The organism is Thermostichus sp. MS-CIW-40, from assembly GCF_054058315.1.
In genome coordinates, this window is sequence record NZ_JBSSAC010000007.1 from 43,294 (window position 1) to 69,113 (window position 25,820).

At 59.0% G+C, this 25,820-nt stretch carries 25 protein-coding genes; 17 read left to right on the top strand and 8 right to left on the bottom strand.

Translation table 11 applies throughout. The features are described 5' to 3' along the window. Window positions 1–113 precede the first annotated feature (113 nt). Both ACVWXF_RS03905 and ACVWXF_RS03910 read right to left on the bottom strand, forming a co-directional pair. Window positions 114–1,739 (bottom strand): TM0106 family RecB-like putative nuclease, encoded by a 1,626-nt coding sequence (locus tag ACVWXF_RS03905; RefSeq protein WP_457473684.1) that lies wholly within the window; start codon window positions 1,737–1,739, stop codon window positions 114–116. A gap of 60 nt (window positions 1,740–1,799) precedes the next feature. Beyond that, on the bottom strand, window positions 1,800–2,078 hold the full coding sequence (locus ACVWXF_RS03910; RefSeq protein WP_457473685.1) for a hypothetical protein: 279 nt from the start codon (window positions 2,076–2,078) through the stop codon (window positions 1,800–1,802). Window positions 2,079–2,521: 443 nt separating this feature from the next. Between ACVWXF_RS03910 and ACVWXF_RS03915 the strand changes: the two genes are divergently transcribed. Continuing rightward, window positions 2,522–3,370, top strand: coding sequence for an ABC transporter ATP-binding protein (locus ACVWXF_RS03915; RefSeq protein ID WP_011433616.1), 849 nt, complete (start codon window positions 2,522–2,524; stop codon window positions 3,368–3,370). A 335-nt stretch (window positions 3,371–3,705) separates the two neighbouring features. Here the strand turns inward: ACVWXF_RS03915 and ACVWXF_RS03920 are convergent, their stop codons facing one another. Next, a complete protein-coding gene (locus tag ACVWXF_RS03920; protein WP_011433617.1) occupies window positions 3,706–4,425 on the bottom strand; it encodes a response regulator transcription factor in 720 nt (239 codons plus the stop codon). Between the two features lie 477 nt (window positions 4,426–4,902). Between ACVWXF_RS03920 and ACVWXF_RS03925 the strand changes: the two genes are divergently transcribed. The 11 genes from ACVWXF_RS03925 to ACVWXF_RS03975 all read left to right on the top strand — a co-directional run bounded on the left by ACVWXF_RS03925 (window position 4,903) and on the right by ACVWXF_RS03975 (window position 14,610). Next, window positions 4,903–5,283 (top strand): hypothetical protein, encoded by a 381-nt coding sequence (locus ACVWXF_RS03925; RefSeq protein WP_011433618.1) that lies wholly within the window; start codon window positions 4,903–4,905, stop codon window positions 5,281–5,283. Window positions 5,284–5,509: 226 nt separating this feature from the next. Beyond that, window positions 5,510–6,280 (top strand): SH3 domain-containing protein, encoded by a 771-nt coding sequence (locus ACVWXF_RS03930; protein ID WP_457396141.1) that lies wholly within the window; start codon window positions 5,510–5,512, stop codon window positions 6,278–6,280. Window positions 6,281–6,579: 299 nt separating this feature from the next. Further along, window positions 6,580–7,377, top strand: coding sequence for a hypothetical protein (locus tag ACVWXF_RS03935; protein ID WP_414374603.1), 798 nt, complete (start codon window positions 6,580–6,582; stop codon window positions 7,375–7,377). 151 nt (window positions 7,378–7,528) lie between these two features. After that, a complete protein-coding gene (locus ACVWXF_RS03940) occupies window positions 7,529–8,050 on the top strand; it encodes a hypothetical protein (RefSeq protein ID WP_457473686.1) in 522 nt (173 codons plus the stop codon). 8 nt (window positions 8,051–8,058) lie between these two features. Beyond that, window positions 8,059–8,736, top strand: a complete 678-nt coding sequence (gene cbiM / locus ACVWXF_RS03945; protein WP_457473687.1) for a cobalt transporter CbiM — start codon at window positions 8,059–8,061, stop codon at window positions 8,734–8,736. Further along, window positions 8,723–9,553, top strand: a complete 831-nt coding sequence (gene cbiQ / locus ACVWXF_RS03950) for a cobalt ECF transporter T component CbiQ (protein ID WP_457473688.1) — start codon at window positions 8,723–8,725, stop codon at window positions 9,551–9,553. The genes cbiM and cbiQ overlap by 14 nt, the downstream gene beginning before the upstream one ends. After that, the gene (gene rimO / locus ACVWXF_RS03955; RefSeq protein WP_457473689.1) at window positions 9,537–11,021 is read left to right on the top strand and encodes a 30S ribosomal protein S12 methylthiotransferase RimO; all 1,485 of its coding nucleotides are present in this window, start codon (window positions 9,537–9,539) and stop codon (window positions 11,019–11,021) included. The genes cbiQ and rimO overlap by 17 nt, the downstream gene beginning before the upstream one ends. A 50-nt stretch (window positions 11,022–11,071) precedes the next feature. Continuing rightward, window positions 11,072–11,788 carry a ribose 5-phosphate isomerase A gene (gene rpiA / locus ACVWXF_RS03960; RefSeq protein ID WP_414342421.1) on the top strand — a complete coding sequence of 239 codons (717 nt, stop codon included), beginning with the start codon at window positions 11,072–11,074 and terminating at the stop codon, window positions 11,786–11,788. A gap of 285 nt (window positions 11,789–12,073) precedes the next feature. After that, the gene (locus tag ACVWXF_RS03965; protein ID WP_457473690.1) at window positions 12,074–13,411 is read left to right on the top strand and encodes a UDP-N-acetylmuramoyl-tripeptide--D-alanyl-D-alanine ligase; all 1,338 of its coding nucleotides are present in this window, start codon (window positions 12,074–12,076) and stop codon (window positions 13,409–13,411) included. A gap of 102 nt (window positions 13,412–13,513) precedes the next feature. After that, on the top strand, window positions 13,514–13,738 hold the full coding sequence (locus ACVWXF_RS03970; RefSeq protein WP_457473691.1) for a DUF3134 family protein: 225 nt from the start codon (window positions 13,514–13,516) through the stop codon (window positions 13,736–13,738). 338 nt (window positions 13,739–14,076) lie between these two features. Continuing rightward, on the top strand, window positions 14,077–14,610 hold the full coding sequence (locus ACVWXF_RS03975) for a fasciclin domain-containing protein (RefSeq protein WP_457398116.1): 534 nt from the start codon (window positions 14,077–14,079) through the stop codon (window positions 14,608–14,610). Window positions 14,611–14,734: 124 nt separating this feature from the next. Here the strand turns inward: ACVWXF_RS03975 and ACVWXF_RS03980 are convergent, their stop codons facing one another. After that, window positions 14,735–14,977, bottom strand: a complete 243-nt coding sequence (locus ACVWXF_RS03980; RefSeq protein ID WP_414357385.1) for a hypothetical protein — start codon at window positions 14,975–14,977, stop codon at window positions 14,735–14,737. 188 nt (window positions 14,978–15,165) lie between these two features. Between ACVWXF_RS03980 and ACVWXF_RS03985 the strand changes: the two genes are divergently transcribed. Further along, window positions 15,166–16,074, top strand: a complete 909-nt coding sequence (locus ACVWXF_RS03985; RefSeq protein ID WP_414342426.1) for a cyanophycinase — start codon at window positions 15,166–15,168, stop codon at window positions 16,072–16,074. 10 nt (window positions 16,075–16,084) lie between these two features. Next, window positions 16,085–17,905, top strand: coding sequence for a 2-succinyl-5-enolpyruvyl-6-hydroxy-3-cyclohexene-1-carboxylic-acid synthase (gene menD / locus ACVWXF_RS03990; RefSeq protein ID WP_457473692.1), 1,821 nt, complete (start codon window positions 16,085–16,087; stop codon window positions 17,903–17,905). On the opposite strand, the gene miaA is transcribed toward menD, so the two are convergent. Beyond that, complete coding sequence (miaA, locus tag ACVWXF_RS03995) at window positions 17,829–18,842, bottom strand: tRNA (adenosine(37)-N6)-dimethylallyltransferase MiaA (protein ID WP_457473693.1); 1,014 nt, start codon at window positions 18,840–18,842, stop codon at window positions 17,829–17,831. The genes menD and miaA overlap by 77 nt on opposite strands. Window positions 18,843–19,107: 265 nt before the next feature. On the opposite strand from miaA, the gene ACVWXF_RS04000 reads away from it, so the two are divergent. Continuing rightward, window positions 19,108–19,887 (top strand): hypothetical protein, encoded by a 780-nt coding sequence (locus ACVWXF_RS04000; RefSeq protein WP_457473694.1) that lies wholly within the window; start codon window positions 19,108–19,110, stop codon window positions 19,885–19,887. Window positions 19,888–19,974: 87 nt separating this feature from the next. On the opposite strand, the gene rpe is transcribed toward ACVWXF_RS04000, so the two are convergent. Continuing rightward, window positions 19,975–20,685: a ribulose-phosphate 3-epimerase gene (gene rpe / locus ACVWXF_RS04005; protein WP_414331302.1), complete on the bottom strand. Its 711-nt coding sequence runs from the start codon at window positions 20,683–20,685 to the stop codon at window positions 19,975–19,977. A gap of 93 nt (window positions 20,686–20,778) precedes the next feature. Continuing rightward, entirely contained in the window at window positions 20,779–21,090 is a 312-nt protein-coding gene (locus tag ACVWXF_RS04010) for a hypothetical protein (RefSeq protein ID WP_011433635.1), read from the bottom strand. A 149-nt stretch (window positions 21,091–21,239) separates the two neighbouring features. Here ACVWXF_RS04010 and ACVWXF_RS04015 point away from each other — a divergent pair, with 149 nt between their 5' ends. Next, window positions 21,240–21,641, top strand: coding sequence for a VOC family protein (locus tag ACVWXF_RS04015; RefSeq protein WP_414342431.1), 402 nt, complete (start codon window positions 21,240–21,242; stop codon window positions 21,639–21,641). 2 nt (window positions 21,642–21,643) lie between these two features. Further along, the gene (locus tag ACVWXF_RS04020) at window positions 21,644–23,284 is read left to right on the top strand and encodes an NAD(P)H-hydrate dehydratase (RefSeq protein ID WP_457473695.1); all 1,641 of its coding nucleotides are present in this window, start codon (window positions 21,644–21,646) and stop codon (window positions 23,282–23,284) included. 37 nt (window positions 23,285–23,321) lie between these two features. Here the strand turns inward: ACVWXF_RS04020 and ACVWXF_RS04025 are convergent, their stop codons facing one another. Beyond that, on the bottom strand, window positions 23,322–25,721 hold the full coding sequence (locus ACVWXF_RS04025) for a VWD domain-containing protein (RefSeq protein WP_457473696.1): 2,400 nt from the start codon (window positions 25,719–25,721) through the stop codon (window positions 23,322–23,324). Window positions 25,722–25,820 lie beyond the last annotated feature (99 nt).

The following is a 25,820-nucleotide window of genomic DNA, read 5'->3' on the forward strand; positions in this document are numbered from 1 at the left end:
CTAAACAGTCCTGCCTGATTCTAAACGAAACCTCAGCAACTGGCCACAAGACTGGCGGCGCAAGCTGCGGCATTTGCGGCTGGGGATAGGCCGTCTTTGTCAATTTATTCGCATCATTCGGCATGGAGGACTCCTTGGGACAGCCAGTCTTTTAGGCGGTGGGTAGCCCGGCAGTCATCCTCGTTGTAGATAAGCGAGTGCTCCAAATATCTGCGCTCCCGAGTTTCCAGCCATTGGCTATACCAATAAATGGACTGGGCGCCATTGGCATCAGGCAGACGCCACTGAAACCCCAACCAGCGGGCGATGTTTTTCAGGGAATAGCTCTCGATCGGCAGCACCACCGAGCGTTGCACCCAGGCCTGTAAATCCACAAAGCGCTGCAACAACTGCCGCAGCTGTCGGGGATCCGTGCGGTATTGCTCCCCCAGCCGTCGGCAGGTCTGCACTTCAAAGCCGTGAAAGTGGTAGATGGGAGCGTCAGGATAGCGTTGTGCCAGTTGCAAGAATTGCTCCCAAGCTTGCCTTTCTTCCCGCGGCTCGGCGGCCAGGCAACTGTGATAGCTCGCAACCTTTTTCCCCTCGGCTTGCTCCACCACCAGCAGGCCCAGCAGATAGGCGACGTTGTGGCGGGGATCCGCCTCGATATCGAAGTACAGCTCTACGGGTGTGGTGGGCAGGGTTTCCGGGGGGGATTGAATCCAGAGAGGCTGCCGGCTGAGGGTGGCACGGGCTTGCAGCTGCAGTTGCAGGGCCACGCCGGATCCCAACTTGGGAATGGCTTGCAACCTATCCAACTGAGCGTTGGCCAGGGCTTCAATCGAGTGGATCCCCGCCTCTTGCAAAAGGGGATAGCGGGATCCCGTTACGCCCGGCAGCAGGCTGAGGGGTTGGGCAGTGGCGTTCAACTGCCGACAATGCTCCCGCCAGTGGCAAAGATGACAGCGGCTGCGGGCCATAAACACCTGGGGCGGTTCCGGCTGGCTGAGGGAGTGCAGGTACTCCTGCAGCAATTGCCGCACCTGTGCTCGTCGTCGGCTCAGGTGGACGGGGTGCCACTTCCCATCTTTCAGGATCAAAATGCCCCGCTTGGGAACGTTTCCCTGCAGGGATCCGAGCAACTCTGCCTGCAAAGCCAGCAACAATTCGTATTCCGGTTTGGGGCGTTTGCCGATACGAATATGAACCGGCAGGTAAGAGGATCGGGCGGCGTGGCGACTTCTGCCAACGAGAGTGGGATCCCGAATCAGCAGATCCAGGGAGCTGCTCACCCAAACTGAACGTCTCTCTGGAACAGCTTCAGGCGGCAACGCAAGAGCGGGCACCATCTCGTAGTCTTCTGGGGCAGGGATGGGATCCCTTGGAGAGGAGGAGTGAGGGACAGGTTCAGAAGCAAGCTGCAACAGCTCTGCCTCAGCAGTACAGTTGAGATCTTCCTGCGGTTGCCAAAACAGCTCTGCGGCAATCCGTCCGCCGTAGATCCGCTCCGCCCCGTCGGCCATGGCTGCCAAGAGAGCTTCATTGCCCGGCGCAACCCGTTCTCCGGGGAATCGCTCAAACACAGCGGCTGCCAGGGCTTGGCGATCCCGCCGCCATTGCTCCAGCAGGTTGTCCGGCGGCAGCTTGGCCTCTTGAGGGCCAAAGCGATCCAGGTAAGGCAAGCGTCGGCAACGAAAGAAAGCAAGCAGCTCCTCAGCCTCAACAGAACCCTGTCCTGCTGCTGCAACCTGGCACTCCAACGGTGGAAAACCTCAGCTCTGCTGCCATTGTGGCACGCCCCCAGGCTGCCCTCTGATCCTTCAAGACTTGGGATCCTGAGTGGGCAGGAGATGGGCAATAATGCGCTCAATCATCTCAGATTGGCGACGAGCTGTATCGGCTTGCTGTTGACATATTGCCTTTAACTCTCCCAGCCAAGTGCTCTGCTCCTGGGATATCAGCACCTGTTGTTGAACAACAGCTTTCAAATGGGTTAGGTCATCCTTGACGAAGCTGACGGTCTCGGCCAGGGTCAACACAGCCCCAACCAGGCGATCCAGCCGGAAGTCAATTTGGTCGAATCGGTCTTTGCTCTGCATTTTCCTTACATTGGTTAGTAGAGGTTATCGGTGGGCGCTGAAGGGAAGTCACTTCACCAAGAAAAAGCCCCAAGCCGAACAGTCAGCCCGCTCAAGCTTGTGTCTTTATTGCTACCCATACGTACAGATACAGCACTAGCTATTTAGTGCGACTTCCCCTATCTGCTGTACGATCACGCCCTGCCCTGCGGACGTAACTCACCCTTCAGGTGCAATGTGCACTATTTTGCAGAGCTTGGAGAAAAACCACAGGGAACGAGATCACAGCCACGGAAGACTTGAAGGGATAGCATAAACTACTGCCAAGGGCAGGGATCCCTGATAAGACCTGCAGCTTGCTGACACGGCTGGCGTATGCTGGAGAATAAAGATTTCTTTACACTTTACCGGAGCGGACTGTGACAGCTCTTTCGACGGCCCCAACCTTGCCCCAAACCAAGACGGTGGCGGTGGAAATGCAGGGGGTGTGGAAGCGCTTTGGGCAGCAGGTTGCCGTTCAAGATTTGAGCCTGCAGATCCCCCAGGGGGAAGTGTTTGCCCTGTTGGGGCCCAACGGCGCCGGCAAATCCACCACCATCCGCATGCTTACTAGCCTTACCCGACCCAGCCAGGGATCCATCCGGGTGGGGGGGTATGACGTGGTGCGGGATCCGGTGGCGGTGCGGCAGCAAATTGGCGTAGTTCTGCAGCCTATCACCCTAGAGGCAGAGCTGACCGTTTGGGAAAACCTGGAGTTCCACGGGCGTATGCACCACATCCCCAACCCAGAGCGGCAACGGCGCATCGATGAATGGCTGGAGTATGTGCGGCTGGCGGATCGCCGGCAAGACAAAGTGAAAACCCTCTCAGGGGGAATGAAACGACGCTTGCAGGTGGCCAGGGCGTTACTGCATCGCCCCCAGATTTTGTTTTTGGACGAGCCCACCGTCGGGTTGGATCCCCAGGCGCGGCGGCTGTTGTGGGAGATCTTGCGGGATCTCAATCGGCAGGGCATGACCTTGCTGATTACCACCCACTACATGGAGGAGGCAGAAGAGCTGTGCGACCGCATCGGCATCATGGATGGGGGAAGGTTAATCGAGTTGGGCAGCACCGAGCAACTGCGGGCTAAGTATGGAGAGGCCCTGCTGGTGCGATCCTGTCCTGGCCGGGAGGTGGAGTACACCTTTTTCCCCAGCTTGGCGGAAGCTCAGCGGCAGTTGGAAGCTGAACCTGACAAAACTGGCCTCATGGTGCGCCCGGCCAACTTAGAAGACATTTTTGTGCGTTTGACAGGCCGCCGCTTGGATTAACGGGCCCTCACCCCTGGCCCCTCTCCCAACGTGAAGAGGGGAGCATGACTCTAGTCAATAATAAGCTCAACTATACTGAAAATAATGTATAATATGTTCAGTACGGATTACTACCAGTTGATCTTTCTGTTTACTTTCGAGTCTGCCAACATGGTAGCCAAAGCAAAGCAGAAAATTGGTAGTAAGACGACACGGAAACTGCGCTTTGGGTATTCTACTCAAAGCTTTGCGGGATACCGCCATTCTGTTTGGAAACAAACAGAATGCTATCGCTGCATAGTTGAACAGTGATGTTCAGCAGTGTTCAGCGTAAATGTATCAGAGTTATTTGGGGGTTAAGGTTTTTCCTCTCCCCATCCCTCCTTCGGAGCGGGGGGCTCAAACTTGTAGCCAACTCCACGCACGGTGCGGATCAACTCCGGTTGGCTGGTATCAGTCTCTAGTTTCTTGCGAATTTGGCCGATGTGGACATCGACCACCCGTTCATCTCCCTCGTGGTTAAAATCCCACACCTCTTGAATCAGCTCAGCCCGTCGCCAAACCCGCCCCGGATGTCGAGCCATAGCATAGAGCAAATCGAACTCCAGTGCTGTTAAGTTGATCAGGCGCTGCTCGCGGATGACTGCTCGGGTTTCCGGGTCGATTACCAAAGAGGCAAAGGTCAAGACCGGTGCGCTGGCAACTTCGGTCTTCATGCGTTGCCGCCGCAGAATGGCTTGCACTCGCGCCTGTAACTCCGGCAGGCTGAAGGGCTTGGTCAGGTAGTCATCTGCCCCCAACTGGAATCCGTGCAACTTATCAGCAGGGCTGACGCGGCTGGTCAACATCAACACGTACACGCCGGTCTCTTTTTGCATTTGCTGGCAGAGATCGTAGCCGCTCACATCCGGCAAGTTCAGATCCAAAATTACCAAGGCCGGCTGAAAAGCGCGCAACTGCTGTAAGCCCTCGGCCCCCGTCATCGCCACCTCAACCGAATACCCCTGCCGCTGCAAGTACCGCTGCAGTAGAGCACAAATGCTGGGATCATCATCGATGATGAGGATGCGTGACATGGCAGCTTGGCACTCTCGAAGTCAGCAGGAGACAAGGTTGCAGGGCGTTGGGGTGTGGGGATCCCTTCGGCAGCTCATGGGCAACAATCGTGCAGAGGCGATGGGCCCTCGGCTCGCGGGTGAATAAAGAGCCCTCTCAACAGGGCAAGCTTGACCCCAACCTCGGCTGGAAAGGGCAACAAACGCAGGTGATTCATGAGTTATTGAACACCTAAATCTTATTTCAAGTCTTTACGTGTGGGGTCGCGCGGGGAGTTTATCCTTGCCAAGGCCGCCCTCCTGTGCGTAAATCAACGGAGGCTTATCCAAGAATCTTGGGCATTATCTTACTGAGTTGCCCAAGGGGAAAAGTAGCGTAAGGAGGATCCGTCAAGCAAGATCCTTAGCACCTGGAGTTAATCTGGAAGCTGTGACGCTGCTGTTCCTGTCTCAAAGTCTCGCTTTAGTGTGGCAGGTGGCGGTTTATCCCGGAGGCTTATGTACACCAATCCCGATGAAGTCTTCCGCAAAGATGTCTGGTTGGCCCTCTTCACGTGGGGGATCCTGGAGCTGGCTTGTTTCGTGATTATCCCATTCACTGGAGCCTACGCATTCTCGCAAGTGGCGGCTTGGCTGTGGCCCTCTTTGGTTTTGGGGCCGGTGGGGGCGGTGGTAGTGGCTTTTTGTTCTAAAGTGGTGCTGGCTGCTAACAACATCCCGGATCCCAGGAGAAAACAAGCCCAGCGGCAAGTGGCTCAGGTGGTCAGTCTTTTTGGCTTTCTGGGCTTGGCATTGCCCCTCCTTCTGGCAGGATGGGTATTTGGCCGAGAGATTTTGACGACCGACTGGCAGAATAAGTTCACCAACACCAATAAGTAGAAGCTAATCTCCGACGCCCTTGCCCTCTGGGGTCGCGTCGCCCCGTCAGCGTTGCGATTCCTCTGCACAGGCCTAGCAAGAGCGCTGCGGAACACGATACATTGGGATGCAATCACGTCAGCGTTGCGCAGCAGTCGTGCTCTGGCTTTCGTAAATCCCCGGTTTTGACGGGGATCCCATCTTCTCTGCGGATTCTTGCCTGCAGCATTGCGGGAAGGTATTTCGGATGGCTAACTACCCGATGCGAGGCCGTTCTTCTCCTGCTTCTGGCAGTTTTCCCTTGAGCACCTTGGTGGTGGTGAGTGTCTCGGTTGGGGCTCTGGCCGCCTTGGCTTGGCAGTTGTGGCAGCTCGTCGCCCCCATGTTGGCCCCCCCTGCCCCGCCTCAATTTCCGCAGGCGGTGCGCTTGGATCCCTTGCCCAGCCCGGCAAGTTTTCCCTCTCCCTTGCCTGGCCCTGCTGCAGGCACTGTTGACCCTGAGGGATTTCCCCCCGGCAGCCGCGGGCGGGTGATCGAGCCCATTGGCCTGGCCATCCGCAGCCAACCTTCTGCCGATGGAGCCTACCAAGGGGGAATTGTGGTGGGGGAAACGGTGACGGTGTTGGAGTACAGCGCCGATGGTCGTTGGCAACGGGTGCGGCGGGAGTTGAACGGACAAGAGGGCTGGGTGCGCGCCGGCAATTTGGGCCCTGTGGATGGTGCTTCAGCTTCAACTTCTACAGCTCCCACGGTTGAACCCAACCCTGAATCAACTCCTTTGCCGACTCGACCCCCCACGGCAGCAGTGGTTTCCCCAGGTGAGCGGGGACGGGTGATCGAGCCCATTGGCCTGGCGCTGCGGGCCACTCCAGAGCGGGAGGGAACCTACATTGGCGGTGTGCCCATGAACGAGGTGGTGACGGTGCTGGGCCTCAGCGAAGATGGTCGTTGGCAGCGCATCCGCCGTCAGAATGGGCAGGAAGGTTGGGTGCGGGCGGGGAATCTGGCGCAGGAGTAGCCCTTGCCATAGGCATAGCCCTACAGATGCCCTGGTGGGGGATTGTAACACCAGGGAAGCCTGTGTTTCGGTAGAGCAGTGCCGTTTGCGTCATCGGGACCGAGTCCTTGGCAGGGGAACTGGTGAAACACACTCCATTTCGGCTTGGTGCTTCAACAAGGGATCCCTGGGGCAAGGGGTTAGCTTTACCCTTTCTGGCCCTTGGGTTGGCCTTCTCTCTAGGCGCCTGCCGACCGGCTTCTAACGCTGGAGCGGAAAAGGTCAGGCAGGAAGCACCCCTAGCCCAAGCAAAGGCAGAGATGGGTACTCTGGAGTTTTGGGCCAACGGCGAGGACTTCATTCGGGAGGGGTTTGTCTCCAAAGACGGCTGGGAACTGAGCTTTGAGCACGTGTACGTGACGCTGGCGGACATAACCGCCTACCAAACCGATCCGCCCTTTGATCCGGAAGGAAATGCAGATTTGCTGGCACGGGCATTGGTCAGCCTCTCCGGCCCCATCACGGTTGATTTGATCACGGCTCCCCCGGCGGAGCGGGCCTTACTGGGATCCCTAGAGGCACCCCCTGGCCACTACAACGCCCTGGGGTGGCGGCTGGTGCCAGCACTGGAGGGGCCGGCAAAGGGCTATTCCCTCTGGATCGAAGGCCAAGCCCGACCGACAAAGGAAGGGGCTGGGGAGATGCCGTTTGTGCTCAAGTTCAGCCCTGAGGTGGCCTTCACCTGCGGAGAGTATGTGGGGGAGGAGCGCAAAGGCTTTGTGCGCGTCGGCCAGGTGGCAGATCTGGAGGTCACCTTCCATTTCGACCACCTGTTTGGAGATGGAAGCTTGCCCCCCAACGACAGCCTCAATCAAGCAGCTCTGGGGTTTGCCCCTTTGGTGAAGTTGGATCCTGTCTCCCTGGAGCAGCGGCTGGCCGCGTCAGCGGCGCGGAGCACTGGGGGGGGATCCGACCTTCTGGAAGTGGACTGGGGGGATCTGCAGGAGGGATCCCCTGCGGCTAAGGCCGCATTGGAGATCCTGCACCACTTGGGCCATGTGGGGGAAGGCCACTGCCGCGCTGCCTCTGGCCCTGCCCAGACAGAGTCTTCGCCCTGAAGTCTTGGCTTTTCTAAGACCGGTCGCCTGCAGAGCGTAGAGATTGTCGTCTGTCCTCAGCTAACCAATGAACCGAGTCTGGCCAAAACTTTGGATCCCTTCCTGCCGACTGAGCCTGATTGCGGCGTCGCGTCAGCGATGCGGAGCACGGTTGAGCTTGCTGGCTTTCGGCCTGCTCCTGTCTGCTCCCGCTTGGGGCCACGGGGTGGAGGCCTCTTGGCGGGCAGTTCCCGCTTTTGAGATCCAGGCCCGCTACGATTCTGGCGAACCGATGCGTTCTGCGCAGGTAACGGTGTTTGCGCCAACGGATCCCACTACCCCTTGGCAGGAGGGACAGACGGATGCACAGGGACGATTTTTGCTGCAGCCGGATCCCAACCTGACGGGCCTCTGGCAGGTGCGGATTCGCCAGCTGGGGCATGGGGTGTTGGTCAACGTGCCGGTGGGCGAGGAGTTCCCTCAGACAGAAGGGATCCCCAGCGCTTCCCCACCCTTTGGGCCTTTGCAGCGGGGGGTTATGGCCGCCTGTGTCATTTGGGGCTGTCTGGGCACAGCTCTCTTCTTCTCCAGGCCCCGTCAATCTGGTTACGCAGCGGTGGAGAGCCCACCGGTTTCGGGATCTCCAGGGTCAGGAATCTCAGGCTCCCAGGCTGGCTCCTCTGCTCTGGAGTAGGACTGACCATGCACATCAGCGATGGCATTTTGCCAGCACCGCTTTGGCTAGGGGGTTATGGCATCACCGCCCTGATCACCAGCTACAGCTTGCGGCTTCTCCGTCGCGCCGGCGTTGCCGAGCAATGTCCTTGGTGGGAACGGGATCCCCGCCATCAGTTGCCCAAAGCGGCTTTGCTCACGGCTGTCTTTTTTGTGGCCTCTTCGATTCACCTGCCCTTTCCCCCGGCCAGCCTGCATCTGGTGCTGAACGGGTTGATGGGTCTGATGTTGGGGGCTTTGGCCTATCCGGCGATTGTAGTGGGCTTGTTTTTTCAGGCGGTGGCCTTTGGCCATGGGGGCCTGACCACATTGGGCATCAACGCCGCCATTATGGGGATCCCGGCGCTCCTGGCCAGTGGGATTTTTCGGGCAGGCCGTCGGGTGATGGGGGCCGGAGTGTCTGCCTTCTTGGCGGGAGCGGTTGGGGTGGGTCTAGCAGTGCTGTTGTTTTACGGGGTGGTCATGGCTGCTGTGGTTGACGCTGGCAGCGGGATCCTCTCCACAGAAGCCGGTCGCCTGGCTCTTGGGAGCTTGGTGGTGGCCCACATCCCCCTGATGGTGGTGGAGGGGTTGTTCGCCAGTTGGGTGGTGCTGTTTTTGCAGCGGGTACAACCGGCGCTGCTGGGAGAGTATGGCAAGAGATGAAGCCGGCTCAGGGATCCCTTGCTGCTGGCGCGGTCAACAATCCCATCCTCACCCCTCCAAACCCCTTTCCTGGCTGCACCGGTGGCAACCTCTGCCCAAGGTGCTGGGCCTGATGGCGCTGATGGCGGCTTTCGCCTCGGTGAGGTGCCTGGCCCTCTTGCCGCTCATCTGGGCGCTGGTGGCTGGACTGTGGAGCCTGTCGGGATTGCCTTGGAGCCTCGGGCTGAGGCGGCTGGCAGCCCCAGGGCTGTTGGTGGCAGGGTTGATGGGGATCCTACCCTTCTGGGCGGGGGAAACCATCCTGTGGCGCTGGGGATCCCTGGCTCTGCGTTGGGAGGGGCTGCAGATGGCGCTTCGCATTGGGGGGAGAGGGCTGGCCCTATTTGCCCTCACGATGCTGCTGCTGGAGACCACCCCCACATCGGAACTGTTGGCAGCGTTGCGGCAACTGGGGATCCCAGACCTCCTGCTGGAACTGGCCTGGCTCACCCAGCGCTATTTGCAGGAGGTGGCCGCTCAGTGGCAGCAGATGCAACGGGCAGCCCGGCTGAGGGGTTGGCGACCGCGGGGATCCCTGTGGCGTCCTGGACCGTCTCTAAGACAAGATCTGCCCTTTCTGGCCGCTTCGGTGGGCACCCTGTTGGTGCGCAGCTACGAGCGCTCGCAGAGGGTTTATCAGGCTTTGCGCCTGCGGGGCTATGGACAAGCGCCTCTGTTTCCGACGGCGGCTGGCGGGGATCCCTACAGTTGGGCGGCCACCGCGTTGGCCGTGGCTACGGCTCTATTGCTCCGCAACGCTGATGCGGCCCTCAACTAGAATAGATAAGCCTCTGGCAAGCTGCCCCCTTTTTGATGCTCAGTCCATGAATGGGTTAGAAGCGACCGTCTCCAGTTTCCCATCCGTTAAGGACTCCGTCCCGCTTACGCGAACAGCGGTGCAGCGTACAAAGGCGTCGGTTGCCGTTTTACACCTGGGCTGCGAGAAAAACCGGGTGGACACCGAGCACATGCTGGGCTTGCTGGCTCAAGCAGGCTACCGGGTGGATGGGGACGAAGAGAGTGCTGACTATGTGATCGTCAATACCTGTAGCTTCATTGAAGCAGCGCGGCGGGAGTCGGTCAGCACCCTGATGGAGTTGGCAGTACAGGGCAAGAAAATCGTTATTGCCGGCTGCTTGGCGCAACACTTCCAAGAGGAGCTGCTGCAGGAGATCCCGGAGGCGGTGGCTATCGTGGGTACCGGCGACTACCACCAGATCGTCCAGGTGATCGAGCGGGCGGAGCGGGGAGAGCGGGTCAATGCCGTTACTTCCAGCTTGGATTACATTGCCGACGAGACCGTACCTCGCTATCGCACCACCCATGCGCCTGTGGCCTACCTACGGGTAGCCGAGGGCTGTAACTACCGCTGCTCTTTCTGCATCATCCCCCACTTGCGGGGCGACCAACGCTCTCGCTCCATCGAGTCGATCCTACGGGAAGCAGAACAACTGGCCGAAGAGGGGGTGCAGGAGCTGATTTTAATTTCCCAGATCACCACCCACTACGGGATCGACCTCTACGGGGAGCCGTGCTTGGCTGAGCTTATCCGCGCCCTGGGCCAGATCCCCATTCCCTGGATCCGCATGCTCTACGCCTACCCCACGGGCATTACCCCCGCTGTGGTGGAGGCCATTCAAGAGACCGCCAATTTCCTGCCTTACCTGGATCTGCCTTTACAGCACAGCCATCCTGAGATCCTCAAGGCCATGAATCGCCCCTGGCAAGGGCAGGTCAACGACCGGGTGATCGAGCGGCTGCGCCAGGCGTTGCCCAATGCCGTGCTGCGCACCAGCTTTATCGTCGGCTTTCCTGGGGAGACGGAGGAGCACTTCCAGCATCTACTAGACTTTGTCCAGCGCCATCAGTTTGACCATGTGGGGGTGTTTACCTTTTCTCCCGAAGAGGGCACCCCTGCCTACCACCTCCCCCATCAGGTTCCAGAGGCTGTCAAACAAGAGCGCCGCGCCCGTCTAATGCAACTGCAGCAAGGCATTGCCTTCCGCCGCAACCGCGAGCAGGTGGGCCGAGTGGTACCTGTACTTTTGGAGCAGGAAAACCCCAGAACCGGCGAGTGGATTGGCCGCTCCCCTCGCTTTGCCCCCGAGGTGGATGGAGTGGTGTATGTGCAGGGGCAGGGATCCCTGGGATCCCTGGTGCCGGTGCAGATCACCCACGCCGAGCCCTATGATCTCTTCGGTCGGGTGGTGGCAGCGCCGGAGGGTTTTAGCTGGAGCGGGCGGTAGCGGTGCAAAGCACTTTGGTAGGATCTTCATCCACGGGAGAGGAGCTGGGAATGACTACCCTTGGCGGCAGCGGGACCGAGTCTTTAGATGAGCTGAAACAGGCGGCAGCCCGGGCTGCAGTTCAAAAGGTGCAGTCGGGAATGGTGGTGGGGCTGGGCACGGGATCCACAGCCGCCTTTGCTGTCAGCGCCCTAGCAGAGCGGATGCAAAGCGAGGGTCTGCAGATCCTCGGTGTGCCCACCTCCGAGCGCACGGCTGAACAGGCCCGCTCCCTGGGGATCCCGCTGGCTACCCTAGAAGAGCAGCCGCGCCTGGATCTGGCCATCGATGGGGCCGACGAGATTGAAGTGGGATCCCTGAACCTGATCAAAGGGGCAGGAGGGGCCCTGTTGCGGGAAAAATTGGTGGAGGCCAGCGCCGCCGAGCTGATCATCATCGCCGATGCCTCTAAAAAAGTCCCGCAGTTGGGCATTCGCTTCCCGGTGCCGGTAGAGGTGGTGCGCTTTGGCTGGAAAACCACCTTGGCGCGGGTAGAGGCTCTGGGGTGCACAGCCACCTTACGGCGGAATGCCAACGGGGATCCCTACTTGACGGACGAGCAGCACTACATCCTCGACTGCCAATTCGGCCCCATGGCGGATCCTGCCAAGATCGCCGATCAACTCAAGGGGACGGTGGGGGTTGTGGAACATGGCCTGTTCATCGGCATGGCCAAAGAGGCAATCATCGCCCTCCCGACTGGGATCGAAACGCTGCAACCCAGCTGACAACTTCCTATACCCAGTCGTGTATTGGCGTTGCCCAGGAACTGGGTTTACAGCTTTTTTCGACTTCATGGGAGTTCCGTAGCCAAGCGGGAGCCTTCCCACGCAAGAGATTGATTGACACTGGCTGTGGTAAACAACGCTGAAAAAAGCTGTACAGCTATCCCCAACTCCCCTCTCCCCCTGGGAGAGGGGCTGGGGGTGAGGGGGAGCGCTTGGGAAATGTCTCAATCGGGTCTGAAATGACCATAGACGAAGAGGCTGTAGGCGAATTGGAGTTTCTGCCCGATGCTGACCTTACGAACTGTGGCCGACCTGCTGCAAACTCCCCTGCAGGGGGATCCCCATTTGTTGGGTCTTCCCGTCCAAGCCATTTGCACCGACAGCCGCCAATTGCAGCCGGGGTCAGTCTTTGTGGCGCTGCGGGGGGAACGGTTTGATGGACACAACTTTATTCCACAAGCTTTGGCAAGGGGGGCCGTTGCCGTCATCAGCCAGCGTCCGGTGGCTGGGCCCCATTTTCAAGTCTCAGATACCCTAGCTGCCTACCAGCGCATTGCCAGAGGCTGGCGGGAGCAGTTTCCCCCCCCCATACTGGCCATCACGGGCTCAGCAGGCAAAACCACCACCAAGGAAATGTTGGCGGCTGCCCTATCCCGCTACGGCACAGTTCTCAAAACTGAAGCCAACCACAACAACGACATCGGGGTTGCTCAAACACTGCTCCAGATGCAACCGGAGCATCAGTTTGTGGTTCTGGAAATGGCCATGCGAGGCCCCGGAGAAATTCGCCGCCTGGCTCAGATGGCTCAGCCCACCCACGCCTTGATCACCCATATTGGCACCGCCCACATCGGCAGACTGGGATCCCGCGCGGCCATTGCCGCTGCCAAGTGCGAGCTGCTGCAGGAGCTAGGGCAGGGGGTGGCTCTGCTGAATGGAGAAGATCCCTTGCTGTTGTCTACCGCCGCCAGCCTGTGGTCGGGACAAACCCTTACCTATGGTCTGGATCGGGGGGACTTACGGGGAGAATGGGATCCCCAAGCCCAAACGGTAACTGTGGAGGGCCTAACGCTGCCGGTGCCCTTGCCGGGAAGACACCATGCCCTCAACTGGATGGGAGTGCTGGCTGCTCTGTGCAGCTTGGGGCTGGATTGGGAGCGGCTCCGAGAACCCATCGCCTTGCCCACCCATCTGGAGGGGCGCAACCGCCATCTCAAGCTGGCGGGAGATGTGGAAATCTGGGATGAAACCTACAATGCCTCGCCGGAAGCGATGATTGCGGCTCTGCACCTATTGGCTCAAACCCCGGGGAAACGGCGCTGGGCCATTCTCGGCCCGATGCGGGAGTTGGGAGAGCATGCGCCTCAGCTCTATGCAGAGGTGGGTCGGGCGGCTGCCCCTCTGGGGCTGGATCGGGTCTTGCTCTTGGATCCCGAAGGAGAAATGCAACCGCTGCTCGACCAAAAACCGGCAGCCCAGACAGAACGCTGCGAGGAGGTATCCGAACTGCTGGAAGTCTTGCTGCATCAGGTGCAAGCCGGGGATCGGCTGCTGTTCAAGGCAGCGCGGGCTGTTGAACTGGAGCGGGTGCTGCACCGCTTTTTGCAGGAGTGGCAGGCATAGGCTAAGCTAAGAAACGGCTGATGAAAAGCCCGCGTCCCTCTGTTGAGAGGGGCTTAGCCCAAGCCGGGCTCATTCCTCGTCGATAGCTGCCTTCTGTACGGCATGTACTACCACAATCCCTCTCTGCGCGAAGAACCCCGCGATCAGCCGCCAACGGTGGTGCCCTCCCCCAGCAGCCTTTCCATTCTCGATTGGTTGCGCCAGGAAGGCCGGTTGATCGAGCAGCCTATTGAAGTCCCTGAGATGGCTTTGGAAGAAGATATCGATGATATCGACGATTTGATCGGGGACGACTACGACGAAGACTTCGAGCCCGAAGAAGAATAGCTGCAGTTGTTGAATGCCTCTTCACCCCCTTTGCCCGGCACAGCAAAGCTGCCGGTTCTTAGTGTGCCGGCTCTTGCAATGAAAATGTAAATAAATGTAATAGATTTCTCGGCTTGAAAGGATCCCTTTTCAGGTCGTTGTGGTTGGCTGGCAAACGTACCGGAGTTGTTGTTGCAAATCTAAAAGCAGTGGAGCATAATCCCAAAATCCTTGCGTAGATTACGTTTCGCACGTTGAGAGTATCTTTTTCCAAGATTTTTTTGATTTTTAGGAACTCGAACAGGCTCCCCTACGTCTTTAAGGAATGTAAACCTAATCTTTACGAAGGGTTACAGCATATGATTCGCAATCTCTTTACTCTCTCTTTGGCCGTTGCCTCGGCCACCACGTTGGTTGCAGCCCCTATGGTCAATGCCAGCAGCCAGGGCGCGACTTCTGAAAGCGTGAAAACCGCTGCTGCTAGTAGAACCATTGTGGATGTTGCTGCTGAGGCCGGCTCTTTCACCACCCTGATCCAAGCTTTGGAGGCTGCCGACTTGGTGGAAGTGCTTTCTGGGGAAGGCCCCTTCACCGTCTTTGCTCCCACCGATGAGGCTTTTGCAGCTCTGCCGGAAGGCACTTTGGAGGAGTTGCTCTTGCCGGAAAACCGTGAGCGATTGATCCAAATCCTCACCTACCACGTGGTGCCCGGCAAAGTTCTCTCCACCTCTTTGGAAGCTGGGGAAGTGGTTACGGTCGAGGGATCCCCTGTGGAAATCTCTTTGGCTGATGGTGTCAAGGTCAACGATGCCAATGTGGTAACAGCCGACATTGAAGCTTCCAACGGTGTCATCCACGTGATCGACAAGGTGATCTTGCCTCCACAAGGGTGACCTACCAACGCCATGGATTCTAGGCCCTTCAGGGTCTAGCCCTCTGGCAGCCCCTGCTCTGGTGGCGGGGGTTTTGTATTGGGATCCCCAGCTATTCCGTTCTTTGGGCAAGGGATCCCCAATTTCATAGGTCGATGCCAACGCTGGAAGCGTAGATCGCCTCCACCGATACAGCGGACACCCGTTGAGGACGCACGATCATGTACTCATTGTCCATTTGCTTGGGCAAGGTGATGAACTCTTCGCCGCCCACCATGAGGTTGTTGATCAGCTCGGTGTATTCTCTGGCTTCTTTGACCCGTACCTGCATGGTTTGTCCACCTTCCAGCATGATGTGGACAAGATATCCGTCAGGTTTTCTGGCCATGGATGCTCCTGCTGGGTGAACCGAAGGACGAGACGAGGGGTGTTCTTATGAACATTATTCCCCCTTTTGAGACCCCTAACCAACCCCTGACTCTTCCGTGAAATCTGGAATTGAGCTGCGCCAAACCGAATCCCAAGCCGTAGCATAGTGAAAGTGAAATGTGCCCATTTTAATCTTCCTCGCGCTCCATGCCCCATTTGCCTGATGTTTCTGCCGCCCACCGTGAGCTGGAGTGGAATGGAGTTCCTTCCACGCCGACAAACGACGCCCAACCCCTAAGCCGCCCTACTGTGAAGGATCCCATCACCGCCCGTTCCGACATCATCGCCGTCGGGGGAGCAGAGGACAAGGAAAATGAGCGCCACATCCTTTGGGAGTTCTTCCGCCGAGCGGGGGGAAAGTCTGCCCACATCACCATCGTGCCCGCGGCTTCTGGGATCCCGGCGGTGCTGGGGGAGATCTACGCCAACATTTTTCAGCAGATGGGGGCGGCCAGCCTCCAAGTTCTAGATATCCGCAGCCCGATGGAGGCGAGGGATCCCGATAACGTTGAGAAAATCCGCTTCTCCACCGGCATCTACTTTACGGGTGGGGATCAGGAGCGGCTGGCGGAGGTGCTGGCCCACAGCGAGCTGATGGAGGCCATTCGACAGCAGTGGCAGCGGGGGCAGACGGTAATTGCCGGAACCAGCGCCGGAGCTTCTGCGTTGGGGCAGCAGATGATCTCCCGCGGCTACAGCGGAGAACCGCCCACGCCGGCAATTGTAACGGTGAAGACGGGCTTGGGCCTTTTGCCTCGCGTCATCATCGATCAACATTTCCATCAGCGCAATCGCCTGGTGCGGCTGGTCACGGCGGTGGCCCACTACCCCCAATGTCTGGGCATCGGCATTGACGAGAATACGGCGGTGGTGATCCAGGCCGACGATGTGATGGAGGTGATCGGCTTGGGGACGGTGACGATTGTGGACGGGACGCAACTGTACTCGACTGTTCAGGAGGCGGCAGCGGATGAGTATTTTCGGCTGCACAATGCCCGCATTCACTTTTTGCCGCCGGGATCCCGATTCGATCTCAACACCTTGTCTCCACTCTGACTGCTGAAATGTGACTGCTGAAAACTTTGTCCTGCCAAGGCGGCTGGACTGGCGCAACCTCAACACCCTCTGGGGATCCCTATTGGCCGAAACCTTGAGTCGGCTGGGTTGCCGTTTAGCGGTGGTGTCTCCGGGATCCCGCTCAGCCCCCCTGACCTACGCCCTGGCCCAGCACCCCGACATCGAGGCGATCCCGGTGCTGGATGAGCGGTCGGCAGCCTTTTTTGCGCTGGGATTGGCCCAGCAAACCCGGCGGCCCATTCCCTTGGTGTGTACTTCCGGCAGTGCTGCCGCCCACTTTTTCCCGGCTCTCCTTGAGGCGGCAGAAAGTGGCTGGCCGCTTTTGGTTTTGACAGCGGATCGGCCCCCGGAGCTGCGCCACTGCCGCGCCGGCCAAGCGATTGACCAGGTGAAGCTCTACGGCCATTACCCCAACTGGCAGGCGGAGTTGGCCCTGCCCAGCGCGGATCCAGAAGCCCTGGCCTACTTGCGCCAGACCCTGGTTCACGCCTGGGAGCGCACCCTTTACCCTTTTCCCGGCCCGGTGCATTTAAATGTGCCTTTCCGGGATCCCTTGGCTCCCATTGCTGACGGCAGCACTGCGCCTTTGATTCATTTGCAGGAAGATCCGGAGTTTGAGAAGACCTTTTTTCGTGGGGTTGCTCCTCCATGCACCGGCTCTTCCTTGCAGGCGGTGCGGAGCCCTTTTCAGACGGAGACGGTTTCTTTTTGGCAGGAGTGGCGCAGCTGTGAGCGGGGGGTGATCTTGGCGGGGCCGGCTCAACCGCTGGATCCCCAGCGCTATGTGGAGGCAGTGGCCCGTTTGGCGACGGCTTTGGGCTGGCCGGTGCTGGCGGAGGGGCTTTCTCCCCTGCGGAACTACGCTTCCCTCAACCCCTATCTCATCACCACCTACGACCTCATCCTGCAGCGGGATGATCCCCAGCTTTGGCCGCAGCAAGTCATCCAACTGGGATCCCTGCCCACCAGCAAAGCGCTGCGGCAAACCCTGGCCAAGGTTGCTCCCCGCGTTTGGCGGTTGGATCCCCGCCCTGAGAATGGGGATCCCCTGCACAACCCCACCACCCACTTGCCTTTCGCCGTAGAGGAGTGGGTCGCCGGGATCCCAGAAGCACCGGCCAAGCAAACAACTTTTCTGCAGGGCTGGCTGACAGCCGAAGCGCAAATCCGGACCGCCTTAGACCAGGCTATGGCTGACCTGCCGGAGTGGTTTGAGGGTAGGATAGCCTGGTGGCTGGCCCACCACTTGCCCCCAGAGACTCCGCTGTTTATTGCCAACAGCACGCCGGTGCGGGATGTGGAGTGGTTTTGGCCCCCCAACGACCGCCGCATCCGGCCCTACTTCAACCGCGGCACCAACGGCATCGATGGCCTTCTCTCTACCGCCTTCGGGGTGGCCCACCGGCAGCGCCCGACGGTGTTGCTAACCGGGGATCTGGCCTTTTTGCACGACTGCGGCGGCCTGCGGCTTGGCCCTCACCTGCAGGGATCCCTGACCATTCTCCTCATCAACAACCAGGGGGGTGGGATTTTCGAGCTGCTGCCCATTGCTGAAGTGGGCCGTCAAGGGCCAGATCCGCCCTTTGAGCCCTACTTTGCTACTCCCCAGGCGGTGGATTTTGCCCTGCTCTGTCAGGCCCACCACATTCCCCATCGCCGAGTGGAAAGCTGGCAGGAGCTGGCCGAAGCTCTGGATCCCTTACCTGCCCAAGGGGTGCGGGTGTTGGAGATCCTTACGGATCGAAAAGCCGATGCTCAGCGGCGGCGGGACTGGTTTCAACAGTGGTCGGAGCTGCCATCCAAGCCTTGACCTGCTTCCAGATCTGCTCCGGCAAATCCTCAGCTTCGCAGTCCAGCCACTGGATCCCTGGCAGGGCCCGGAACCAGGTCATCTGCCGCTTGGCAAATTGGCGGGTGCGCCGCACAATCAGGGGCTGCAGCTCGGCTTCCGGGATCCGCCCCTCCAGGTAAGCGCCGATCTCCGCATAGCCCAAGGTCTGCAAGAGGGGTAAGTCTGGCCCGTAGCGCTCCCGCAGGGTTTTCACCTCCTCGATCCACCCCCGCTCCATCATCTCCGCCGTGCGCCGGGCAATGCGTTGTTCCAAACGGGGCATTGGGCAGCGCAGCCCCAGGATCAAGATGGGGTAATGGGGGGGATGAGCCCGCCTTAGGCTGGAAGCCGGCTTCCCAGTGGCGTAAACGATCTCCAAAGCCCGCAGCGTGCGCACCGCGTCATGGGGATGAATGTGCTGGGCGGCAACGGGATCCAACTGCTGCAGCCAGGCGTAGCGGATCTCAGGGGGCCAAGTTTCCAGTTGTGTTCTCAGTTGGGGCTGCGGAGGTACCGCAGGGATCCCCAGGCCGGAGGTTACCGACTGGATGTAGAGACCGGTGCCCCCCACCAGGATGGGCGTCTGTCCCTGCCGATGGGCCTCGGCGATGCGGGCTTGGGCCGCCTGCTGAAACTCGGCCACCGTGTAGGTGTGGCGGGGATCCACAAAGTCAATCAGCTCGTGGGGCCAGAGAGCCCGCTCAGCAGGGGTAGGCTTGGCTGTGCCGATGTCGAACTCGCGGTAGACCTGGCGAGAGTCCGCATTCAACAACGGGGATCCCAGCCGTTGGGCCAAAAGCAGTGCCTGTCGAGATTTCCCGGTGGCCGTGGGGCCGGCAATGACGATCAATCCCGGCCATTCTGTCCGGTCAGAAGCTGCTGCAGCGGGAATGCCGTTCTCGAGAGTTGCACTCATTTCGTTCGCGTCAGCGGCGCGGAGTACCTTAGTTTCGAGACATTCAGGATCTGCAAGAAAATTCACACAAGGCAACAGGTTAAAATTTTCAAGAGGCTTTGGCTCTTTGGCTACAATAGAGCTTCCATCGCGTCAGCGGTGCAGAGCACTCTAGCTTCACCTTTTTTCTGGCTTTTCGGGGTTCTCGGTGATCTCATCTTACGTCCCTGCTTCTACTGGGTTGGGCGGCAGTTGCCCACAGCTCAGGCTACCTCTACAGATACAGATGCTCACCCCTCTGCTGCTTGCTTCGGCAAGACGTGGTCTTAGCTGTCTTGGCCGGGCGGTTGGGGCAGGGATCCTGACAGTTTTGTTGGCGTGGGAACCTTGCCCGGCGCTGGGGGAAACCTTGGTGCTCAAGCAGGGAGAAGTGCGCACTCTGCCCCTGCTGCAAACCCGGGCTCGGCTGCCCTTGCAAATGGAAATGCTCTATCTGGGCATGGTCGAGGAGCGCTTCTTGAGCTACGCCCGCGCCAACAATTGGGAGACCATTTCTAGCGATCGGGAGGATCCCCGCTGGAGCCGCTGGCAACTGCGTCCTGGGGGTGAAGCCCTTTACCTGCCCGATTCCCCTTCATCTCAGAACTCCTTGGAGCCCCCCATCTATGCCCGTGGGTTTTATGTGCAAGCCTATTTTGTCGGCGGGCGCCTGGCGGGAATGCACCTGATTCGCAACCCTGAAGAGCCGGGCTTCAACTTGAAGGCCCTGCAAAGGCTTATCCGCGCCTGGTTTCCCGATAATCGCCTGATGTTGCATTACCAAATACTGCCAGAGGATCCCGAGCAGCAGGTGCTGGGCGCCTATCTGGGCACCATTCCTCCCCCCTACCTTGCCGATATTCGGCGCAACCGCGTGCCTTTTTGTCAGACTTTTCTCAGCCCCACTTTGCCCCAGCCGATCATCCCCCCCTCCGTCGATGGGCCTCCCCATTGCCTGGGCACAACTGCCGTCAACAGCGGGACGGGGCCTTACGCTGCCCAGAAAGGGGCTGCTGCTTTGCGCTAAAGGCACGTGAGGAGTTGGCTCAGCGCAGCGCTGGGGTCAAGCCGGATTTCAGTAAGGGAGCAGTTTCCTTCAAAATGAACTGTCACCTTAAACTGTCACCAGCTCGGGACGGCGGCTGTTGCGAATGCTGCGAATGGCTTCTGCATAGTCTTTGGCCTTGAACACTGCCGAACCGGCCACAATGGCATTGGCTCCTGCCTCGATCACCTGCCAAGCGTTGCTTCCCTTCAAGCCACCATCCACCTCGATCCAGGGATCCAGGCCGCGCTCATCACACATGGCCCGTAACTGGCGAATTTTGGGCACCACTGCTGGAATAAAGCTCTGGCCGCCAAAGCCGGGGTTGACGCTCATGATCAGCACCAGATCCACCAGCTCCAGCACGTATTGGATCAGCTCCAGGGGGCTGGCCGGATTGAGCACCACGCCCGCTTGCTTGCCCAGATCCTTGATTTGGCTGAGGGTGCGATGCAGGTGGATGGTGGAGCTGGACTCTGCGTGCACGGAAATGATATCGGCCCCTGCTTTGGCAAAATCCGCCACATAGTTCTCCGGCTCCACGATCATCAGGTGGACGTCCAGGGGCTTAGCCGTCACCGGGCGCAGCGCTTCCACCACCAACGGGCCGATGGTGATATTGGGCACAAAGCGGCCATCCATCACATCCACATGGATCCAGTCGGCCCCCGCCTCATCCACTGCCCGTACTTCCTCCCCCAACCGGCTGAAATCGGCTGAAAGGATGGAAGGGGCGATCACAATCGGCTTCTGCCCAGAGGTTGCTGACGGCTGCACCATGGTGGGTATCAGGAATGTCAAAGAAACCTGCTCCTCTATGGTACGGGGTTTGATCCCCTTTGCAAAGCGTCATATCCCCTCTCAGCTTGGCACTCAAGGCTCCAGGGGGGACGTGGACTCTCGCGACAGGATCCCGTTCGCGTTGGCGGAACGGAGTCCTTTCAAGCTCGCATCGCCGGGCCACAGACCCTGTAAGACTTGGGCAACACGGTGCCAGGGATCCAGCCGTTCCGTTCGCGTTGGCGGGACGGAGCCCTTGCTGCTTTGAGGCTCTGGAGAAGACTGCTCAGAGGGGGCGGGATCCCTTTCTTCCAACTGCAGAGAAAGCTGCTGCAACTGCATGTAGATGCTGTTCACGGCCAACATGGCCAAGACCGTGCCGAAAAACTTGGTGCGGGATCCCATGGGCCAACCCCTGTGCGAAAACAAAGATACGGTTGTCGCGGGTGCGCTAGCTCCACCTTAGCTTACGGGTTTGGCTTGCCGTTCGGAGAAAATATTGATGTTCGCGTCGGCCTTGCAAAGCCCCACGGTCAAGATTTCCCAACAAGACAATGACTGCCCCCCAAAAGCCAACCTATCATCACCTGCACACCGCCCTTTGGGTAAGCGATCTGGCCAGAGCCGAACATTTTTACGGAACGGTGCTTGGGATCCCCAAGGTGGAACGGTTGCCGTTTGACTTTCCCGGCGCTTGGTATCAAGTGGGTTCCTCCCAAATTCATTTAATCGTGGCCGAGGAGCCGATGGATCCACGGCAGCGAAGCGGAACGGGATCCTCAAAGTGGGGGCGTAATCCCCATGTGGCGCTGGGGGTAGATGACTTGGAAGCGGTGAAGGCTCGCCTGCGGCAGGAAGGGTATGAGGTGCAACCGAGCGCTTCCGGGCGAGCGGCAGTGTTCGTCCGGGATCCCGACGGGAATGTGATAGAGCTAAGCTCGATTAGCGCAACTTAGCCATGAGCCATCTCCCCCCAGCAATGCCGCCGGTTGCAACAGCGTTGCGTAGCGATATGGGTTCTCGTTGCCAGTTCGATCCGGCCATCAGCCTGGTCAGTTCCGCACAGATGCAGCGCATTGAGGAGCAGATCTTCTCTGCCGGCATGCCCGTTGCCGCTCTGATGGAGAAGGTGGGGCTGGCCGTTGTTGCTCAGTTGCAGAAGGATTTTCCGCAAGCCCATCGCATTGGGATCCTCTGTGGGACAGGGCACAACGGTGGCGATGGGTTGGTGGTTGGGCGGGAGCTATGGCTGGCCCAAAAGTCGGTGAAGGTGTGGCTGGGCAAGCCGGATCTCAAACCCCTGACGGCAGACCACGCCCGCTATCTCAAGGCGCTGGGGGCAGAGTTTGTGGAGAGTCTTGAAGAGCTGGCCGATTGCGATTTGTTAATTGATGCCCTGTTTGGGATCGGTCTGAACCGGCCTTTGGGGGAGCCTTGGGCGGGGGCGGTGGGGTGGGCCAATGGCAGTGGGATCCCCATCCTTAGCCTGGATTTGCCGTCTGGCCTCAACGACCAAACCGGGGAAGTCTGGGGCTGCTGCATTCGCGCCAGCCATACCTATACCCTTGGCCTTTGGAAACGGGGGCTGTGGCAGGAAGCGGCTCTGCCTTGGGTAGGACGGTTACATCGCGTTGATTTTGGGATCCCCGCTTGGGCCTACCCAGAGGTGGAGGTTCCCCGGTTGTTGCTGCGGCCTTGGCAGCACTTTCCCGCGGATCCCCCTTTGGATACCCACAAATACCGCCAGGGATCCCTGTTGTTGGTGGCAGGCTCGGCGGCCTATGCTGGAGCAGCGGTGTTGGCGGGGCTGGGATCCCGCGCCAGCGGGGTGGGCATGGTGACGATGGCGGCGCCGGCGGAGTTGAAAGGACTGATCCACAGCGCCTTGCCAGAGGTTTTGGTTCATGCCTGGGAAGGGATCCCTTCTCTGCCGCCGGTTGCCGATCGCGACAGCGGGACGAAGTCCTTGAAACCCTTTCAGGCGGTGGCCGTGGGGCCGGGCTTGGGAGAAACCCGCTTACCGCTGCTGGAACTCCTGCTGCGGGATTGGGCCGGGATCCCCTGGGTGATCGATGCGGATGGCCTCAATGCTCTCGCTGAGATGGGGGTAGAGCGCTTACGAGAAAAAGGGATCCAAGCCATTCTCACCCCCCACCTGGGGGAATTTCGGCGGCTTTTTCCGGGGATCCCGCTTGGGGATCGCATCGAGGCAGCCCAAAGGGCGGCAGCCCAGAGTGGAGCAGTGGTGGTTTTGAAGGGGGCGCGGACGGTGATCGCCTCTCCCACTGGGGAATGCTGGGTGAACCCGGAAAGCACACCGGCTTTGGCCCGCGGTGGCAGCGGCGATGTCTTGACCGGTTTGATCGGGGGCCTAGTGGCGCGAAGAAGAGCTCAAGCCGATCAACCTTTGGACGCTCCCGCCTTGCTCAGTTGCGCCTGTGCAGGGGTGTGGTGGCATGCTCAGGCGGCTGTCCATCTGGCACGGGAACGCGGCCTAACGGGAGTGGATCCGGCACGGCTGGCGGAGCATTTGCCCCAGGTGCTGCAAGCTCTTCAACAGGAGCAAGTTGTCCATACCGTGTCGCAGGCGGGTGAATAAATACTCTAAGTCATAGCCCAAGCCTTCCTGCTTGCTCCTACCCTCCACTAGGGGTCACCCGGTAAAGGGCACAGGAATAGAATTCTGGCTGGTTACTCGAAAGCCTTGGACAGGCCACCAAACCAAAGCCCGCATCCTCCACCACTATCTTCTCCGGCTGCAAGCTAAAATCCTGCGGGATCCGGAAAATCGGACTCAGGGATCCCTGAGGGGACACCCGTGCCAACCCACTGCGCCAAGACCCTTCTGCATCTTCCAAAAGACGACTCTGCCCCAACAAAGCCACTAAGTTGGCTCCTTGTAGGTCAATATCCCGGATGGGTACAGAATCTCCACCATTTTGTTCTCGTATCACCCGCCCATCCAACACCACCGCTAGCCCCTGACTGGGATTGGCCTTGAGAATACTTGGATCCCCTTGGTTATTGGCCAGAAAATAATACTCCTGTCCCTGCCTGACGAGCTTGGTTCTGGAGTCATCCGAGATAAGCGAAAACCCAGGCGAGAAAAAAGCACTCAAATCCATCACCTGAGTGGTTTGCCCCGTAGCATCCATCTGCAGCAACTCCTGAAACGTATTGGAACGCAGCCAATCCCGACCTTGCCGAGCCACAATCGCCGGGAAGCTATACCGGGTGAAAACCAGGCTATTCCCCATCTGCACCAAATTGGAAAAGTATTCTGCAGTTCCTCCTCCAAAGGCCCCAAACGAGAGATTATCCGCAAACGTCGAGACTTGACCCTGGGCATTCACTGTGTTCAAAACCCCAAGTCTCTGGGTTCCAACCCCTGCATCAAAGACCTGGATACCTTTCAGCAGCATCACCCCATCTTCAAAAGCACCAATCCTTCTGAACTCTTCTGAGTAACCTGGCCATTCATTTTGTTCTGCCTCCAGCACTGGAATTACCCCTCCAAAAGGGGTGATACGACTCACTCTCTCCCTCCTATCCCCACATGTATTGAATGAAAATTGATTACAGACTTCTTCCAGTACCCAATAATCGGAGCCAGCTTTCACCAGGTCTCTGACTCGCCCGACACTGGCCAAGGGAGTGAAGGTATAGCCATCCGCCTCAGTGGCGCGATAAGTGCCCCCATACCCGGCCACCGCCTCTCCCCCCATAATGGCAACATCAAAGATGCAATCTTCCCAACTAAATCTTGGGTGCAACTGGATCCCAGAATCCCGACAGATGCGCTCTGCTCCAATCCGTTGAGCTGGGCTAATCACAGCAAAACCACTGGGAAAAGACCGGTTACTGAGGCTCTCGCTGCTCTCTCCGGGGCCATAGTCAAACAAAGACTCAGCAGGACTAACCCGCCAACTCTCCCCAAAGGTTTGGTAAAGCCCGCTAAAGTCAGTCTCAGAGACCAACTGTCCACTGCGGCTTTGCAGGTCATTGCTGGGGTTGTAGTCGTAGTTGCCCAACAGGCCGCGTACTCGTCCCAAGTATTGGGGGGGTAGCTCCAAGGTAAAACTCAGGTGAGCAAAGGCTGCAGAGTTGGGGAAGTAGGGTTGAACGGTGAGTGTTTCTCCTTCTGGCCAGTTGAGGATGTACTCACCCTGATGGCCACGGAAGAGTTCGTAGCCGTAGCAGCCGCCGGGGGTACAGTTGGGGTCGGGGGTTTCCCATGCAGAGTCTTCGTCTTCTGGGTCTTGGGGCGGGCGTTCGGCTAAGGCGAGGAGCAGGTAGCCACCGGGGGGTAAGTCGGTGAGTTGGCCATCTATTCTCAGTTCCGGGGCAGGGGTGGTGTAGATGGCAACACGATGGGATCCCATTTGGGTGGCGATGGCACGAGTCATGCTGGCGACAGTGCTGCTGCCGAAGGGGCGGAAGCGCGCTTGCAGTTGAAAGTCCAGTTCGGGTACGACACTCTGGCTCAGGATATATTCTCCTACCCCGTGGAAGTCGTAGCGCAACCGGTCCAGGGTGTACAAATGCGGATCCCCTACCCCATCTGCTTTGCCGGCATCAGGATCCGCCTGGGAGGGATCCGGATCGCAATTGGCCCCCGGAGGACAATATCCCCCGCCTGAGCCACCAGAACCCCCTGAGCCACTAGAGCCGGAACCAGAACCGCCTGTGTAGTTCAACTGTTTGCTGTCTGTGGCAACAAGGGGATCCCCGATGGGCCGACCTTGTGCATCCTTAATTTGGTATTCGGCCCGCGCATCAACTTGCATGTAGACCCGTTCTCCCTGGATGGGCCTGTCCAGGTTGAGGATGGTGGTTTGGGTGGTGAACTCGCCTTTTTCATCCGTTTCCCCTTCTGCGGGGTCAAGCTCACCATTGGTGATGCTAGGGAAGGTGATCTGCACGGGAGGTCGTTTGCCGGAGACATCTTCTACAACTCGACCGCGGGCATCCCGCAAGCGGACTTTCAGTTTCAAGTTGGCTTGCCCTGTAGAGGTTGCAGGAGGAATGAATTCCATTTCCTCAATCTCAAGGTCTAAGCACTGATTGCTTGTGGGATTGAGAGTTTCTGCTGCATCCCCCAGCATTTGGAATATTTTCCGGCGAGCCTCGAAGTT

Bases quoted from the DNA above. Each gene is read 5' to 3' on its own strand.
- ACVWXF_RS04020 (WP_457473695.1), top strand. From the start codon at position 21,644: ATGAGCCATCTCCCCCCAGCAATGCCGCCGGTTGCAACAGCGTTGCGT.
- ACVWXF_RS04010 (WP_011433635.1), bottom strand. From the start codon at position 21,090: ATGGGATCCCGCACCAAGTTTTTCGGCACGGTCTTGGCCATGTTGGCC.
- ACVWXF_RS03930 (WP_457396141.1), top strand. From the start codon at position 5,510: ATGGCTAACTACCCGATGCGAGGCCGTTCTTCTCCTGCTTCTGGCAGT.
- ACVWXF_RS04015 (WP_414342431.1), top strand. From the start codon at position 21,240: ATGACTGCCCCCCAAAAGCCAACCTATCATCACCTGCACACCGCCCTT.
- miaA (WP_457473693.1), bottom strand. From the start codon at position 18,842: ATGAGTGCAACTCTCGAGAACGGCATTCCCGCTGCAGCAGCTTCTGAC.
- ACVWXF_RS03965 (WP_457473690.1), top strand. From the start codon at position 12,074: ATGCTGACCTTACGAACTGTGGCCGACCTGCTGCAAACTCCCCTGCAG.
- ACVWXF_RS04025 (WP_457473696.1), bottom strand. From the start codon at position 25,721: ATGGAATTCATTCCTCCTGCAACCTCTACAGGGCAAGCCAACTTGAAA.
- cbiM (WP_457473687.1), top strand. From the start codon at position 8,059: ATGCACATCAGCGATGGCATTTTGCCAGCACCGCTTTGGCTAGGGGGT.
- ACVWXF_RS03920 (WP_011433617.1), bottom strand. From the start codon at position 4,425: ATGTCACGCATCCTCATCATCGATGATGATCCCAGCATTTGTGCTCTA.
- ACVWXF_RS03925 (WP_011433618.1), top strand. From the start codon at position 4,903: ATGTACACCAATCCCGATGAAGTCTTCCGCAAAGATGTCTGGTTGGCC.
- rpiA (WP_414342421.1), top strand. From the start codon at position 11,072: ATGACTACCCTTGGCGGCAGCGGGACCGAGTCTTTAGATGAGCTGAAA.
- ACVWXF_RS03935 (WP_414374603.1), top strand. From the start codon at position 6,580: ATGGGTACTCTGGAGTTTTGGGCCAACGGCGAGGACTTCATTCGGGAG.
- rpe (WP_414331302.1), bottom strand. From the start codon at position 20,685: ATGGTGCAGCCGTCAGCAACCTCTGGGCAGAAGCCGATTGTGATCGCC.
- ACVWXF_RS03985 (WP_414342426.1), top strand. From the start codon at position 15,166: ATGCCCCATTTGCCTGATGTTTCTGCCGCCCACCGTGAGCTGGAGTGG.
- ACVWXF_RS03975 (WP_457398116.1), top strand. From the start codon at position 14,077: ATGATTCGCAATCTCTTTACTCTCTCTTTGGCCGTTGCCTCGGCCACC.
- cbiQ (WP_457473688.1), top strand. From the start codon at position 8,723: ATGGCAAGAGATGAAGCCGGCTCAGGGATCCCTTGCTGCTGGCGCGGT.
- ACVWXF_RS03980 (WP_414357385.1), bottom strand. From the start codon at position 14,977: ATGGCCAGAAAACCTGACGGATATCTTGTCCACATCATGCTGGAAGGT.
- ACVWXF_RS04000 (WP_457473694.1), top strand. From the start codon at position 19,108: ATGCTCACCCCTCTGCTGCTTGCTTCGGCAAGACGTGGTCTTAGCTGT.
- ACVWXF_RS03910 (WP_457473685.1), bottom strand. From the start codon at position 2,078: ATGCAGAGCAAAGACCGATTCGACCAAATTGACTTCCGGCTGGATCGC.
- ACVWXF_RS03970 (WP_457473691.1), top strand. From the start codon at position 13,514: ATGTACTACCACAATCCCTCTCTGCGCGAAGAACCCCGCGATCAGCCG.
- rimO (WP_457473689.1), top strand. From the start codon at position 9,537: ATGCGGCCCTCAACTAGAATAGATAAGCCTCTGGCAAGCTGCCCCCTT.